This window comes from Priestia taiwanensis, assembly GCF_014638355.1.
Lineage (GTDB): Bacteria > Bacillota > Bacilli > Bacillales > Bacillaceae_G > Priestia_D > Priestia_D taiwanensis.
Genome location: NZ_BMFK01000002.1, coordinates 1 through 16,512, shown reverse-complemented (window position 1 = coordinate 16,512; position 16,512 = coordinate 1). Strand labels below are relative to the sequence as shown.

14 protein-coding genes are annotated in these 16,512 nt (G+C 37.3%); 11 read left to right on the top strand and 3 right to left on the bottom strand.

Annotated features, from left to right (window positions below):
* The first annotated feature begins 15 nt into the window (after positions 1–15).
* The 3 genes from gcvPA to IEV41_RS12205 all read left to right on the top strand — a co-directional run bounded on the left by gcvPA (position 16) and on the right by IEV41_RS12205 (position 3,368).
* The gene (gene gcvPA / locus IEV41_RS12215; RefSeq protein ID WP_229722232.1) at positions 16–1,356 is read left to right on the top strand and encodes an aminomethyl-transferring glycine dehydrogenase subunit GcvPA; all 1,341 of its coding nucleotides are present in this window, start codon (positions 16–18) and stop codon (positions 1,354–1,356) included.
* Positions 1,353–2,810, top strand: coding sequence for an aminomethyl-transferring glycine dehydrogenase subunit GcvPB (gene gcvPB, locus IEV41_RS12210; RefSeq protein WP_188388797.1), 1,458 nt, complete (start codon positions 1,353–1,355; stop codon positions 2,808–2,810). The genes gcvPA and gcvPB overlap by 4 nt, the downstream gene beginning before the upstream one ends.
* 66 nt (positions 2,811–2,876) lie before the next feature.
* The gene (locus IEV41_RS12205; RefSeq protein ID WP_188389257.1) at positions 2,877–3,368 is read left to right on the top strand and encodes an NUDIX hydrolase; all 492 of its coding nucleotides are present in this window, start codon (positions 2,877–2,879) and stop codon (positions 3,366–3,368) included.
* Positions 3,369–3,427: 59 nt separating this feature from the next.
* Here the strand turns inward: IEV41_RS12205 and IEV41_RS12200 are convergent, their stop codons facing one another.
* On the bottom strand, positions 3,428–3,808 hold the full coding sequence (locus tag IEV41_RS12200; RefSeq protein ID WP_188388796.1) for a rhodanese-like domain-containing protein: 381 nt from the start codon (positions 3,806–3,808) through the stop codon (positions 3,428–3,430).
* 179 nt (positions 3,809–3,987) lie between these two features.
* Here IEV41_RS12200 and lipM point away from each other — a divergent pair, with 179 nt between their 5' ends.
* Both lipM and mntR read left to right on the top strand, forming a co-directional pair.
* Positions 3,988–4,824: an octanoyltransferase LipM gene (gene lipM, locus IEV41_RS12195; protein ID WP_188388795.1), complete on the top strand. Its 837-nt coding sequence runs from the start codon at positions 3,988–3,990 to the stop codon at positions 4,822–4,824.
* A gap of 282 nt (positions 4,825–5,106) precedes the next feature.
* Positions 5,107–5,541 (top strand): transcriptional regulator MntR, encoded by a 435-nt coding sequence (mntR, locus tag IEV41_RS12190; RefSeq protein ID WP_188388794.1) that lies wholly within the window; start codon positions 5,107–5,109, stop codon positions 5,539–5,541.
* Between the two features lie 30 nt (positions 5,542–5,571).
* Here mntR and IEV41_RS12185 read toward each other — a convergent pair whose 3' ends face one another.
* Both IEV41_RS12185 and IEV41_RS12180 read right to left on the bottom strand, forming a co-directional pair.
* Complete coding sequence (locus tag IEV41_RS12185; protein WP_188388793.1) at positions 5,572–5,949, bottom strand: SA1362 family protein; 378 nt, start codon at positions 5,947–5,949, stop codon at positions 5,572–5,574.
* A 105-nt stretch (positions 5,950–6,054) separates the two neighbouring features.
* The gene (locus tag IEV41_RS12180) at positions 6,055–6,978 is read right to left on the bottom strand and encodes a DUF1385 domain-containing protein (protein WP_188388792.1); all 924 of its coding nucleotides are present in this window, start codon (positions 6,976–6,978) and stop codon (positions 6,055–6,057) included.
* 175 nt (positions 6,979–7,153) lie between these two features.
* On the opposite strand from IEV41_RS12180, the gene IEV41_RS12175 reads away from it, so the two are divergent.
* The 6 genes from IEV41_RS12175 to IEV41_RS12150 all read left to right on the top strand — a co-directional run.
* The gene (locus IEV41_RS12175) at positions 7,154–7,663 is read left to right on the top strand and encodes a YqhR family membrane protein (RefSeq protein ID WP_188388791.1); all 510 of its coding nucleotides are present in this window, start codon (positions 7,154–7,156) and stop codon (positions 7,661–7,663) included.
* Positions 7,664–7,872: 209 nt separating this feature from the next.
* Positions 7,873–8,316 (top strand): type II 3-dehydroquinate dehydratase, encoded by a 444-nt coding sequence (gene aroQ / locus IEV41_RS12170; protein WP_188388790.1) that lies wholly within the window; start codon positions 7,873–7,875, stop codon positions 8,314–8,316.
* Positions 8,317–8,319: 3 nt separating this feature from the next.
* Positions 8,320–9,381 (top strand): M24 family metallopeptidase, encoded by a 1,062-nt coding sequence (locus IEV41_RS12165; protein WP_188388789.1) that lies wholly within the window; start codon positions 8,320–8,322, stop codon positions 9,379–9,381.
* A 10-nt stretch (positions 9,382–9,391) separates the two neighbouring features.
* Positions 9,392–9,958, top strand: coding sequence for an elongation factor P (efp, locus tag IEV41_RS12160; RefSeq protein ID WP_188388788.1), 567 nt, complete (start codon positions 9,392–9,394; stop codon positions 9,956–9,958).
* A gap of 255 nt (positions 9,959–10,213) precedes the next feature.
* The gene (locus tag IEV41_RS20370) at positions 10,214–10,306 is read left to right on the top strand and encodes an Imm26 family immunity protein (RefSeq protein WP_205181490.1); all 93 of its coding nucleotides are present in this window, start codon (positions 10,214–10,216) and stop codon (positions 10,304–10,306) included.
* Between the two features lie 796 nt (positions 10,307–11,102).
* A partial coding sequence (locus IEV41_RS12150) for a DNRLRE domain-containing protein (protein ID WP_188388787.1) occupies positions 11,103–16,512 on the top strand: 5,410 nt, incomplete at its 3' end.

Here is a 16,512-nt window from a genome sequence, read left to right as displayed (position 1 = left end):
AGGGGGAAAAGGAATATGCATCGTTATTTGCCAATGACAGAGCAAGATCGCAAAGAAATGTTACAAACAGTTGGGGTAGAAACTGTAGATGAATTATTTCAGGATATTCCAGAAAGTGTACGTTTTAAAGGGGAACTAAATATTAAGAAGGCTTTATCAGAGCCTGCTTTAATTAAAGAGTTAACAGAATTAGCGAGCAAGAATACAACAACGGAAGATGTACCATTCTTCTTAGGTGCTGGCGTGTATCGTCATTATGTACCTGTTATTGTGGATCATGTTATTTCGCGTTCTGAATTTTACACAGCTTATACGCCTTACCAACCAGAAATTTCACAAGGAGAATTACAAGCAATTTTTGAATTCCAAACGATGATTTGTGAATTAACTGGTATGGATGTAGCGAACTCTTCAATGTATGACGGTGGAACAGCGCTTGCAGAAGCGGCGATGCTATCTGCTGGACATACGAGAGGAAAGAAAATTCTTGTATCGAAATCTGTTCATCCTGAATCACGTGACGTACTAAAAACATATGCACTAGGACAGCATTTAGAAGTTGTAGAAATTGATACGAAAGATGGCGTGACAGATATAGAAGCACTTCAAACGCATATGGAAGATGATGTTGCGTGCGTACTTGTACAATATCCTAACTTCTTTGGACAAGTGGAGAACTTAGCAGAAATTGAGAAAATCGTACATAGCAAGAAAGCAATGTTCGTTGTATCAAGCAATCCGTTATCGTTAGGTATTTTAACACCACCAGGCGCATTCGGTGCAGATATTGTTGTTGGAGATGCACAACCATTTGGTATTTCAACACAATTTGGTGGACCACACTGTGGATACTTTGCGACAACGACAAAATTAATGCGTAAAATTCCAGGACGTCTTGTTGGACAAACAACGGATTTAGATGGCAAACGTGGATTCGTATTAACGCTTCAAGCACGTGAGCAACATATTCGCCGTGACAAAGCGACGTCTAATATTTGTTCGAACCAAGCATTGAATGCACTTGCAGCATCTGTTGCGATGACAGCGCTTGGAAAGAAAGGCATTCGTGAAATTGCAACACAAAACATTCAGAAGACACAATATGCACTACGTACATTTAAAGAGAATGGATTTACAATTGTACATGAAGGACCAGTATTTAACGAGTTCGTTGTGAAGTGCAATAAGAGCGTAACAGAAGTGAATGATGCTCTTTTCGCAAAAGGAATTATTGGTGGATACGACCTTGGAAAGAACGATGACGACCTTGCTAATTGCATGTTAGTTGCGGTAACAGAATTAACAACAAAAGAAGATATCGACACATTCGTGAAAGAAATGGGGGAACACAAATGATAACGAAAGATCAATCACTCATTTTTGAAATTAGCAAAGAAGGTCGCGTAGGTTATTGCTTACCAACACTAGATGTGGAAGAAGTGAAGATTGAGGATGTGTTACCACAAGGATTCATTCGCGAAGTGGAACCAGCATTACCCGAAGTGTCTGAGTTAGATATTATGCGCCACTATACAGCGTTATCAAGACGTAACCACGGTGTGGATTCAGGTTTCTACCCACTTGGATCATGTACGATGAAGTACAATCCGAAAGTAAATGAATACGTAGCGAGATTAAAAGGGTTCTCAAGTGTTCATCCACTTCAAGATGAGAAGACAGTTCAAGGTGCAATGGAGTTAATGTATGATTTACAGCAACATTTAATTGAGATTACAGGAATGGATGAAGTAACACTACAACCTGCTGCTGGTGCACACGGTGAGTGGACAGGCTTAATGTTGATTCGTGCATATCATGAAGCGAATGGTGATACAGGTCGTACGAAAGTAATCGTTCCAGACTCTGCACATGGAACGAATCCTGCATCTGCAACAGTAGCTGGATTTGAGACAATTACAGTTAAATCAGATGAGAATGGTTTAGTAGATTTAGAAGATTTAAAGCGAGTTGTTGGTAGTGATACAGCAGCCTTAATGTTAACAAATCCAAATACACTTGGATTATTTGAAGAGAACATTTTAGAAATGGCAGCAATCATCCATGACGCTGGTGGTAAATTATACTATGACGGAGCGAACTTGAACGCGGTATTAAATAAAGCGCGTCCAGGTGACATGGGCTTTGATGTTGTTCACTTGAACTTACACAAAACATTTACAGGTCCTCACGGTGGTGGCGGTCCTGGTTCTGGTCCAGTAGGAGTAAAAGCAGATTTAATCCCATTCTTACCGAAGCCAATATTAGAAAAGACGTCAGAAGGATACCGTTTCAATTATGACCGCCCACAAGCAATTGGACGTGTGAAACCTTATTACGGAAACTTCGGCATTAACGTTCGTGCGTACACGTACATTCGTTCAATGGGACCAGATGGATTGAAGCAAGTAACGGAAGATGCGGTATTAAATGCGAATTATATGATGCGTCGTTTAGAGCCGCATTTTGATCTACCGTACAACCGTCATTGTAAGCATGAGTTTGTATTATCAGGAAGACGCCAGAAGAAATTAGGTGTTCGTGCATTAGACATTGCAAAACGCTTATTAGATTTTGGTTACCATCCACCAACAATCTACTTCCCATTGAATGTAGAGGAATGCATGATGATCGAGCCAACGGAAACAGAAAGCAAAGAAACGTTAGATGGATTCATTGATGTTATGATTCAAATTGCTAAAGAAGCAGAAGAGAATCCAGAAATCGTTCAAGAAGCACCACATACAACAGTTGTTAATCGTCTTGATGAAACAGCAGCAGCACGTAAGCCGATCTTACGTTATCAAAAATAAGTATCAACATCGGGTATAAAATCATCCTTGGTTTTATACCCGTTTTTTATGGGGAGGAGAGAGATGATGATTACTAAGTATGTGCATTGGGGAGAGGCAAGCGTGAAGTTAACATGGATACATCATCAAGAGCTTCCGCCAAGCCAGTTAATTACGAGTGTACATGGCTTTTGTTTTAAGGATGATAAAATCATGTTAGTGAATTTACATGAACGAGGCTGGGATTTTCCAGGTGGACATATTGAAGAAGAGAGCGCAGAAGCGTGTTTCAAGCGTGAAGCGTTGGAAGAGGGGTATGTAGAAGGTGTTTGTGAATTATTAGGACATATCATTGTTGATCATAGTGAGAATACGGTATGGAATGAAAATAGTCCGTATCCAAAAGTAGGGTATCAAGTATTTTACCGGATGGATATTGATACCATTCATTCTTTTGATGGTCAGTTTGAGTCGAAGGACAGGGTGTTCATTCATCCAGATGAGGTGTCGGTATACTATCATAAGTGGAATGACTTGTATGAAGGAATTCTTTGTGCTGCTTTAGAGGTAGGAGAATAGAAAAAACACCCTACTTGTCCACTTCTTTGGGAGAAGTAACTAAGTAGAGTGTTTGTGCGTTATTTCTTTTTGATTTTACCAGTCCACTGCTTAAATCCGCCTTGTAGTTGGTATAAATTAGTGATGCCTTTTTTCTTTAATAATTGTCCAGCACGTCCGCAACGAGCGCCTTGGTGACAGTATAAGTATACTGGTTGGTCAGCACGGATCTCTGTTATACGCATTTTAAGCTGTGACATTGGGATGTTACGAGCGCCTAGAATATGACCAGCTTTGTATTCTTCAGATTCTCTTAAATCGATTAACTGTGCTTTACGATAGCCATTAATAAACTCTTCTTGTGACATAGGCTTCACAAGTTTGCGTTGGTAGAAATACATAATAGCTGAATATGCGATAATTGCTACAACTACTATTATAAGTATCATCCATGAAGTCATGGTTTGATCGACTCCTTTTTATCTAGTTTCTATCTTTAATATTATAATGAGAGGGTATGTTTTGCAATAGATTCATCTTTTTGGTTAGGTAATTTGTCGTTTTATACGAAAAATTTTTACGTTTTGTACGTGATTTGTTACACTATAGGAAAATAACAATAAAAAGTTGGTGTTTACATATGCAAAAAGAAACATGGCGCTTTATCCAATCGGGTAGTTGTTCGCCGTCTTACAATATGGCATTAGATGAAATGATTTTAAATTGGCAAAGTGAAAAGAAGTTCCCTCCAACGGTTCGTTTCTATCAATGGGCAGTTCCGACGTTATCAGTAGGATACTTCCAAAAGGCAGAGAAAGAGATTGACATGGAGGAAGTAAAGAAGCGTGAATTCGGCTTCGTACGACGTCAGACGGGCGGACGCGGGGTTCTTCATGATAATGAGTTAACGTATAGCGTAATTGTGCCAGAAGACCATCCTGAAATGCCAAAAACAGTAACAGAAGCATATCGTGTCATTTCACGTGGGATTTTAGAAGGATTTAAAGAATTAGGGTTAGATGCGTACTTCTCTATTCCTGAATCAGAAGTAGAGCGTGCAGCGTTAAAGAATCCACGTTCAGCAGTGTGCTTCGATGCTCCATCATGGTATGAAATTGTTGTAGAAGGTCGTAAAACTGCCGGAAGTGCACAAACAAGACAAAAAGGTGTTATTTTGCAACACGGCTCTATTCCGTTAACAATCGATGTAGATGAATTGTATGATCTATTCTTGTTCTCGAATGAGAAAGTAAAAGAACGTATGAAAAGCATGTTCAAAACAAAAGCAGTTGCAATGAGTGAGCTAACAGATAAAGTATTCACAATGGATGACTTACTTCGTGCATTTGAAGTTGGCTTTGAGCGAGGTCTGAACATTGAGTTAGAACTATACACATTGTCAGAAGAGGAAGAGCAAGCCGTATTAGCTCTTGCGAAAGAAAAATATGAATCAGATGAATGGAATCATCGTAGATAAAAACAGGAAGAAATTCTTCCTGTTTTTTCACTGTCTAGGAAGTAGTATCCTGGTATAATCTACATGCTGCTATGTACATAAGTAAAAAGAAGGTATTTGAAAAGAAGAATGTATTCTTCCTTGTCATTGGGATGTTTCTATTGTATGCTTTTATTGGTTTCATTTTTACGGAGTATTTACAAAGGCATAAGTATAAGGATGCTATGCCAATTGAAAGTGGTATGAGCATATTGTAGTTCCGTGTTAATGCGAAAGAAAAGTGAAAGATAATGGAGGAATTCGATGCCTACACCTAGTATGGAAGATTATATTGAACAAATATATTTGTTAATTGAAGAAAAAGGGTACGCACGTGTGTCTGATATTGCTGAAGCGCTTTCGGTGCATCCATCGTCTGTCACGAAGATGGTACAAAAGTTAGATAAAGATGATTATCTTATCTATGAGAAGTATAGAGGCTTAGTACTAACGCAAAAAGGAAAGAAGATTGGGAAACGACTTGTGTATCGTCATGAGTTACTTGAACAATTTATGCGTATTATTGGTGTTGATGAAAGTAAGATATATGATGATGTAGAGGGAATTGAACATCATTTAAGTTGGGAAGCAATCGATCGAATTGGTGATTTAGTACAATATTTCGAAGAAAAAGATGAACGAATAGAAGCGTTACGTCTAGTGCAGAAGAATAATGAGAACGACGAAGAAAAAGGCTAAGAGATAAGGGATATCTCTTAGCCTTTTTCTTTAGAACGACGCTCGGTCTTTTTTCTTGCCTTTTTTTCCTTCTATTACAGTTAAGTGCGTTTGTTTTCGCTTCTTAATTGTACTTGCTTTCGGATTTAATAATTGAATTGGAGCGACTTTTTTTGAAGCGTTGCCCTCTTGCTTCGTGGATGAAGCATATTTTTTTGCTGACTTTCGTGCCGCACGATTATAACCTGACTTCCCATTATTTCCTCTGCTTGAGGACTGAGTAAACATTTTGTACAGTAAATAGAATACTAATACAATAATTGCAATTGTAGCTACTTGTTTCAACAATCCAGTTGGATTAGAGGCAATTCCTAAAATAGCTAATCCAATGATGGTAAGCACGATAGGAGTAAATAATCGATTGCTCATTGTGAACCCCTCCTCATGAAATCATTAAAATGGTACGTAGGATAGTTTGGACCATCCTACGTAGATACATCAATTAGACGTTTCTAAATAAGTATTTAGGAACAATCAACTTGCTTTTTCATTTTCTAAGCGTAATAGTTCTTTGAATGAATAGATTGCTACTTCTACTTGATCGTCTGTCGGTTCTTTTGTTGTGAGTAGTTGTAGCCATAGTCCTGGTAATCCTAAGTAACGTAATACAGGAACGTCTCGTAATTTATTCGTAAGTTGTAAGAATTCGAATGAAAGACCTAATACAACCGGAATTAATAGGAGACGATTGACGATACGGAACCATAATGGATCCGTTGGGAAGAATGCGTATAAGAACATTCCAATGACAACAGTGAACATAATAAAACTACTACCACATCGATAATGCAATCTCGTTTGTGCTTGAACATGTTCGATAGTTAACGGCATATTGTTTTCATATGCGTTAATTACTTTATGCTCGGCACCATGGTATTGGAACACTCGCTTAATAAGCGGAGTGAGGGAGATGAAATAAAGATACGATAGTAAGAGAATAACCTTTAGGATACTTTCTGCAACGATTTGACCAAAATCCGATGGGAAAATCGGGCGTAAGAAATCTGCAGCAATCGCAGGTGTTAACGTGAAAATAACTTTTCCAAATAGGAATGATAGGATTGCTACTACGGATAGACCAAGATAGGTTACAAGTTTCGATTCTTTCTGCTTATTTTCTTCAAGCTTTTCGTCTTCACTTGGATCTTGTTCGTAGCGTTCCGTTGCAAAGTTTAAATGTTTTGAGCCAGTAATACTAGCTGTCATTATCGCAACAATACCTCGAATGAATGGTATCTTCTTTAACGTGCGTACTGTCTTGCTTTCTTGCTGTGGTAAACGGTAGTATTCAATTGAGTTATCTGTTCTTCGGATTGCTGTAACAGTATATTCTCTTCCACCAAACATAACTCCTTCTACTACAGCTTGACCGCCGTATACTTTTTTCCTCTCTTGCATACATACACCAACCTGTTGTTTTACTTTTATTGTATCTAGGAAGAGTAGCTTCTTGCAAGTAACAATTACACGTTTGTCTATTTTCTTTATTGCCAACCTTTTTTGTTTCTAAACTATATTCTGCTGATAAGAGTGATTTTTTTGAACATACTAGTGGAAGGAGGTGTAATAACCAATGGAAAACAGTAAACAATTAGATCAAAATAAGAAAGAAAAACCACAGTCTTCCTTTTCCAAAGTTACTATTATTGGATTTGTGGGTGGTTTAATCTGGAGTGTTATTGCGTATATTTCGTTTATTTTTCATTTTACAGAGGTTGGTCCAAATTTCTTCTTAACATCCTTTCAAGTAGGTGGATGGGCGAATGCTGTTACCGGTCAACTTGTTAGTATTTTTGTGTTGTCGGTTGTATCTATTGCTGTGGCCTTTTTGTACCAAGCATTCTTTAAGCAATTTCAAGGAGTGCTGCCTGGTATCATCTACGGACTTGCAATGTGGGCGATTCTATTTCTCTTGAGTCCGTTATTCATGTCAGTTATTCGACCAGTGAAGGAGTTACAAATAGCAACAATTACAACAAGTGTCTGTATTTTTATTTTATACGGCGTCTTTATTGCATATTCTGTTTCATTTGAAGCGATGGAGCGAAAACGGAATGAGTCGAACTATTCAAACAAGTCGTGAATATGGTAGAATAGAGTGGACAATTCCTTCGTAAATATAGGATTATAAATGGTATTACATACATATATGCCCTCACTTTCCTACAGCTCTTTGGCGTGTTGGTTAATGAGGGATATAGCTGTGAGGATATACCTTTTGTTAACAGAATGTAAGATTCATATATTCTCCTGTATTGTAGAAGAGGGAATGATAAAAAGTAGGTGATGTATATGAGCAAAAAGATTCTTCTTATTAATGGTCCGAACTTGAACTTACTAGGAAAACGAGAGGTTAGAGTATACGGTGCAAAGACATTACCAGATTTAGAAGAAGAAGTTAGCGCAGTAGCAAAGCAACACGGAGTGGAGTTAACATGCAAGCAGTCCAATCATGAAGGGCATATCATTGATTGGGTTCACGAAGCAGGGGAAGTATATGATGGGATTATTATGAATCCCGGTGCCTTTACACATTATAGTTATGCAATTCGTGATGCAATCGCAGGTGTTCATGTTCCGTGTATCGAAGTACATATTAGTAATGTTCATAAGCGTGAAGAGTTCAGGCATACATCCGTACTAGCACCTGTTTGTGCAGGTCAAATTGTTGGCTTAGGATTTCACGGTTATCAGTTAGCGCTTTTCGCGTTACTACATATATTAGAGGGGGAATAGAAGATGGAGAGATTGGCAAATTTACGTGCTAGCTTTGAAGCGCACAATATTGATGGTTTATTAGTGACAAATGGATATAATCGTCGCTACATGACTGGCTTTACAGGTACGGCAGGAGTTGCGCTTGTATCAAAAGAAGAAGCGGTATTTATTACAGACTTCCGTTATACAGAACAAGCTGCTAAAGAGATTGCAAACTTCGAAATCATTAAACATGAAGGAAGCATTGTAGAAGAAGTAGCAAAACAAGCAAAAAGAATGGGTATTACACAATTAGGATTTGAACAAAGTCATGTAACATATGCGACATTTAAGTCATATGAAGAAAGCATTGATACAAATCTTGTTCCTGTTTCGGGTGTTATTGAAAAGTTACGCTTGATTAAGAATCCATCAGAGATTAAGATATTAAAGGAAGCAGCGGAGATAGCAGATGCTGCATTTAAACATATCTTAACATTCATTCGTCCAGGAGTAACAGAAATTGAAGTTTCGAACGAACTTGAATTTTTCATGAGAAAGAATGGTGCTACGTCATCATCATTTGATATAATTGTTGCTTCAGGTTATCGTTCTGCATTGCCTCATGGTGTGGCAACTGACAAAGTAATCGAACAAGGTGACATGGTTACACTTGATTTTGGTGCTTATTATAAAGGCTACATATCGGATATTACGAGAACTGTCGCTATTGGGGAACCAGACCCTAAATTACGCGAAATTTATAATACCGTGTTAGAAGCACAGCTTAGAGGCATGAAAGAATTGAAAGCAGGAATGACTGGTCGTGAAGCAGATGCTTTAACGAGAGATGTTATCTCAGAAAAGGGTTATGGTGAATACTTTGGCCATTCAACAGGGCATGGTATAGGTATGGAAGTGCATGAAGGACCATCGCTTGCATCTAAATCAGACCTTGTGTTAGAACCAAATATGGTAGTAACAGTAGAACCTGGTATTTATATAGCTGGTCTTGGTGGCGTTCGTATTGAAGATGATACAGTTATCACGGAAGACGGAAACGAAGTATTAACTCATTCACCAAAAGAATTAATTATTTTGTAGGAGGATTTTTATGATCTCAGTAAACGATTTTCGCACAGGCTTAACAATTGAAGTTGATGGAGGCCTATGGCAAGTAATCGAATTCCAACACGTAAAACCAGGTAAAGGTGCAGCGTTCGTACGTTCAAAACTTCGTAACCTTCGCACAGGTGCAGTACAAGAGAAAACGTTCCGTGCTGGTGAAAAAGTAGCGAAAGCACACATCGAAAACCGTAAAATGCAATACTTATACGCAATGGGCGACCAACATGTATTCATGGATAACGAGTCTTACGAGCAACTTGAACTTGCAGCTACTCAAATTGAGTATGAGTTAAAGTTCTTAACAGAAAACATGGAAATATACATCATGTCTTACCAAGGTGAGACGCTTGGTCTAGAACTTCCGAACACTGTAGAATTAACAGTTACAGAAACAGAGCCAGGAATCAAAGGTGATACTGCTTCTAACGTAACAAAACCAGCTATTATGGAAACAGGACTTGTTGTTCAAGTACCTATCTTCATCAACGCAGGTGAGAAGTTAATCATCAACACAGGTGAATCTAAATACGTATCACGTGCTTCAAAAGGTTAATAAAGTATTAAGCCTCCTCTAGCTTAGCTAGGGGAGGTTTTTTTATGTTTCAAGAGGAGTTGCAGTATATCTCAGAGAAAATAGTTAGAGAGTAATTAGATTAGAAGAAGGGATAACAACTGATGGATTTCTATGGTGGTGCTAAGTCAATGGAGGGAATCTAGGAATAAGAGTAATGGTATTTTCTTATCTAATCCAAAACGTCAATATTATTTAAGGTAAGATTTAAAATTAAAATGATAGGAGTGGTTACATTTGACAAGAAAAAAATACAAATTAGGAGATGTCTTTGCGATACCTCTTCAAAATAATATATTCGGTTTTGGAAGGGTCTATGAGGATGGTTAGCTATATATAACATATCGGAGATTCAATAAATGATATCCCAAAAAGGGAAGAATATCATTTTATCGTAGGAATATATGAACATGTACTGAAATCTGGATAATTGTTGATTAAAGGCTTTTTATATATGAAGGATGTTATTTCTGGAAAGTATTTAATTTATTATAAGGGTGAATTTATAGATGCTAGTCAAGCTGACTGTGAAGGATTAGAAAAGGCATCAGTATCGGATGAAAACCATATCCTTGATAGACTGATGGGAGATAATATTTTGAATTAGTGAGTGGTTTAGTTAAATAGCGACTCCTTTTAATGGGAAGTGTGTGAGTAAATAGGATTGGTATTTTAAGAGTAATTCCCTTTACTTTCATGCTTAGAAGATATAAATACAAAGAAATTGAACAACTTTTTACTAGATGAGGACTACCAAATGATAAAGGTATAATAGTATATCTTAAATTTGAAACATAAATAAACTGTCATCCAACAAAAAAAGGCTCTAATAGTATTTTAACTATTAGGGCCTTTTTGTTTTCGTTTCTGTAGAGAAAAAATAAAGGTTGATGTGTTGAAAGATTATATAAAAAGCTGTCACACAGTATTTTGGTATTTTAGTTACTCTTATGAATATTTAATTTTATTAAATATTACAAATTATGACAATTTATTTTAACATTTAAATTTACATAAATAAAGACTTGTTTAATAATAAAGGTTAATTTAATATTATTCTGAAACTTCAGAATAATATTAAAATTTATTGATTAATCTTATTATGTGTAAAGAGGGGACACAAAAGATGACCAAAAAGAAGAGGAAATGGTATGTAAAATTCCTTATCCATGTGATGTTATTTACTTTAATAGTTTCTTCTATGCCGCTACATGTACTAGCAGAAACGGAAAGTAAAAAGCATGAAAATTTAATCTTGGAAGAGACGAAAAAAAAGGAAAAGGAAGCAAGTAACATAGCACAAGAAACTCCACAGGAAATAATAGAGGAACGGAGCGAAACGTCCAAAATCTTTGATAATAAAGATGGTACGTATACTCAAAAAATTTATCAAGATCCTATTCATATTAAAAAAGGAGACGAATGGAAAGAGATATCTCCGGAATTAATTAAATCTCCACAAAAAGCAGTTGTTACAGAAAATACGCAATTAAGCGCTACCTTTAAATCTAAGATGGAGAAAGGTGAATATGTACAATTTGAAAAAGATGGACATAAGGTAAAGTACTCTCTCTTAGAAGCAAGTGGTGAACAGGGGAAAGTTAAAGTTACTGATGTTCCATCGATATTCGAAGGGAATACAATATGGCACAAAGGAATATTCCCTAAAATTGATCTACGTAGTATTACGTTTAACACGACAGTAAAAGAAGATATCGTGTTACATGGATATACAGGACATAATATTTTTTCATATAAGTTAGATACAGCACTGACCCCAAAGATAAATAAAGATGGGTCTATTTCATTTACGGATAAATCAGATACAGAAATATTTGTCTTACCGAAACCAATTATGACTGATTCAGCAGTTCATCCCGAGTCTGGTGAATCTCAGCAATCAGAGAAAGTATCGTATAAATTAGAAAAACAGGAAGATAATAGTTATCATTTAACATTGACTGCCGATAAAGATTGGTTGAAAGCTCCTGAACGTAAGTATCCTGTCTATATTGATCCAACTATTACGATTGAGAATTCTTCAAATGCTTATGTATCAGATATTGCTAAAGGAACGAATTACTCCGGCGCCAAGTTATGGGATTCTGGACAAGGGGCGTTCACATTAAAAGTCGGAAAGTACGATAGTAGCACGGGTAACAATCATGCATATATTAAGCACGATGTGAGTTCTTTCCAACATGCAGTTATACAAGAAGCTACCTTAAACATGTATGCAATATGGCATTACTATGGGAACACCCCAAATGCTGTTTGGTTAGATGAAGTAAATGGTGGTTGGAATCCTTCTGCCTTAACATGGAACAATAAACCAAGCACAACAAATTTAACACAGGTAAATGTAGGTAGAGGTCAGTGGGCAAAATTTAATGTAACAAAAACTGTACAATCTTGGGTGAATGGAACCAAAAATAACAATGGGTTTATGTTGCATACAAATGCAAATGGAATAACTCATTGGAAAAAATTCGTTTCTTCTGAGAACTCAACGAATGCTCCGTATTTATCTATTACTTATAGTTATTCACAACCAACAGGTCCTACTGCTACAACATATTCTAATGGCCCAGGAAGTGGTACCGGCTATTTCGATGTGAAATGGGATGCAGTACCAGGTGCAACCGGATATAAAGTAGCTATCTTTAACGGGTATGAATATGAGTATATCCCAGTTGGAAATGTGACAAGTTGGAGTTCAAAAGGAAAGAAATTATGGCCGACGAAAGAGGAAATTGAGAAAGGGGCATTTAGTCTCCACTTAGATGGTAAGGGAGAAGAAGTTGCCTTTGATCCAGCTCCTGTGTATCAAAATGCATTTGCTGCGGGGAGTCCTTTCGGTGATTATGGCAATGAACATAAATATTGGATTCGTATTGTTGCAGAGTACCCAAGTGGCGATAGTCCATTATCAGCAGGAACAACGGTATATATGCCAATGGAAACACTTAAAGCACCTCTTGGGGGAGCTTATCCTAATTTAAGTGGATCAGATACAGGCTATATAAATCTTAGTTGGGAGAGCGTTCCTAGTGCAGCTGGTTATAAAGTATGGATATACAATGGAAAAGAGTATGAAGCATTTGACGTTGGAAATGTAACGAATTGGACAACTCAAAATCAGAATATTTGGCCAACTTTGACTGAGATTACGGCTGGAGCGTATAAGTTACACAGTGATAAGAAAGGAACAGATTTAGCATTAGATCCATCACCTGTATATAAAAATTCCGGTGGAGCTTATCCGAATTATAAAAACTATTGGTTCCGTGTGACAGCATACAGTAAAGATGGTCATCGAGAAAGTCAGATATCAGAAGCATTTATGCCGGTATTTTCGAAAACAGATTGGTTAGGGATGAAGGATTACTGGCCAAGTATTGCTGTAATTGGAGGTAGTGTTAATGCTTCCAATGGTAATTTCATCATGGATGAAACAGATATTCAATTGGATGGACGAGGGCCGGGAGTAAGTATTAATCGAACATATAATAGTCAAGATACAGGTACAGGTTTATTTGGAACAAGTTGGTTTAGTTCTATTGAAGAGTCTGTAAAAGAAGACGAGAGTAAAAATATTCTTTTCACAGAGGCGGATAAAGGAACCATTGTATTCACGAGATTAGGAGAAAATCAGTATCAATCACCAACTGGCATTTTCCTTGAGGTGAAGAAGACAGCAGAGGGTTTTGAAATAAAAGGTAAAGATCAGTCAGTTACGTATTTCTCAAAAGAAGGAAAACTGCTGAAAGAGAAAGATACACATGGGAATGAAGTTTCTTATCAGTATACAGGTGGGAAATTACAAACCATTACTGACGCTTCTGGTAGGAAGTTTATATTTACTTACAGTGGAGATCTTGTAAGTAAGATTACTGGGCCAGAAAATCGTACCGTTACGTTTGAGTATGATAATAAGCACTTAGTCGGCTCTACTACACCAAGTGGAAAGGCCTATCGTTATGGGTATGAAGGTGGGAAATTACGCTATACGTACGATCCAAAGCATACAGATGCTACACCATATAAAACTACGTACACGTACGAGAATGATAAATTAGTAAAAGTAACGGATCCGTTAGGAAAAGAAACAACTATTGCATACAATGATGGGGTAAGGGAAGCGACCGTTACAGATTCAAAAGGTGTAAAAGACTTATACACGTATACAGCAGCTGGAAATCCTGAAAAGACTGTAGTAGATACAGCTGGTCTAAAGCTAACAACAACATTTGAATATCAAGCGAACAACTTAACTAAGACTATCCATCCGAATGACCAAGGGAAACGTGTATCAGAATCGTATACGTATGATGGAAATGGGAACATACTTACTTCAACAGATACAATTGGAACGGAAAAATTTGAATATAATAAAAACAATGATGTAAAAAAAGCAACAGATACGGAGGGGAAAGAAACAACTGTTGCATATAGTGGTGTTGATCCAGTATCTGAAACAGAAATAGCTGGAAAGGTATCTTCTGTATCTCGTTTTGACTCATTTGGAAATTTAATAACAAGTAGTGGAGATTTAACAACAAGTCATAACCAACTAATGGTTCCTGGCTTTGAAACTGATTTACTTGATAAGTATGGGGTAGGATGGAACATATGGAAAAGTAATAATGAAGCTGGATCCATGGAGCGTGATAATAGCCTACGTGCGCCAGAAATTGGTGGGAATTATTCACTGAAACTAACTTCAAAGCCTTCCGCAAATCAAAAAGGCCATGTTATGGCTTATCAAGATTTCGGTATTGAACCAAATAAAGCCTATACAATTAGTTCATTTATTAAAACAGCAGGCGTGCGAAATGGTGGAGCGTTCTTTAACATAAGCTTCGTTGATAGAGATGGTAATACTTATCGTTGGATAGATAATCGATCTAACCAAGTGCCTGGTACAACCGATTGGACAGAGCGTCAAATGACCTTTACTGCAGATAGTAAAGCATATATAGCCCGTCTTCATCTTCAATTAGAAGAACAGGTAGGTACTTCAGCAAATGAAGTAGGTACGGCTTGGTTTGATAATGTACAAGTAGAGGAAAGTCCTGTTTCATCATCGTTCAATCCAATTATGAACAGCAGTTTTGAACGAACGATGAACGACATGGGAGTATTTCCACATTGGGAATGGAGTTGTTCAAATGGATGTGAACCTAACAACTTAGGTTACGGAGGATTCGATGGAGAATTTTCCATTCTTATGCAACGAGCAAGTACATCTGATCCAACGAAATCTTACAAACAACAAGTTAATGTGAATCAAGATAAAGCCAAACCTCTGACACTAACTGGTATGTCTAAAGCTGAGAATGTCTTACATACTGGGGGTGTGAAAGAGTCTAAGGATTATGCTATTTCTGCATATTATACATTCCAGGATGGAACAACAGGAGAGGCACATGCGATGTTCCCAACTGGTACACATGAATGGAATCGAAGTGCGGTAGTCATTAATGAGACAAAACCAATCAAAACAATTGACGTGACTGTAAGCTATAAAGGGGCACATACCGGAAAAGCATGGTTTGATACGATTCGATTACTCGAAGGAAGTATTTTAACGCGACAAGAATACGATCCAAATGGCAACTTTGTCACAGCTGTCTACGACGAAGAAAATCGCAAAGTATCATTCACATACGATGAATATGGGAAGAAACTAAGCGAGATAGATCAAGCAAATAACACGAAGAAATATGAATATAACGCAGATAGCCAGTTAACAAAGACGATACTAGCGAACGGTACATCTGTTGCGTATACGTATGACCATAACGGCAATACAACCGAAAAGCTTATTACAGCGAATGGTAAAACACAAAAAGTGACGTATGAATATGATGTTGACAATAAGCCACTAGTCTTTAAAGATGCATTGGGACGTACGGTTACAAATACGTATGATGCAAATGCAAATCTTGCTAGCACAAAGACACCAAATGGTAATTTAATCGAGTTAACGTATGATGCAGCGAACCGTTTAACAGAAAACAAGCGAGATGGACAAGTTGCATATTCATTCCAATACGATGCGAATAGTAATGAGACAAAAGTTACTGATTCAGTAAACAATATAACGCGTGATAAAGTATATGATGTAGGAAACCGCATTACAAGTATGACAGATCGGAATGGAACCGTTTCTTGGAGCTACTACGATAAAACATTCAAACTAAAAGAAACGAAGATTGCACATGGTTCCTACCAAAATACAACGAGTTACGTATACGACCAACTAAACCAAAACACAGAAGTCAAAGATGGAGACAAAACATACCGCTTCGACTATGATGAATATGGAAACGTCCGAACGTATACATCTAGTAACGGAATAGGTACAGCATTCCATTACGACCATACGAAGAAGGTTGATTTACTCTCTATTGGGGATCAACAAGGAAATAGCCTCCTACATGAAACATACAAGTACGATGCCGACAGTAATCGTACAAACATCATACGTACAAAAGACGGTAAAACAGAAGAAACCACGTATAAATATGATT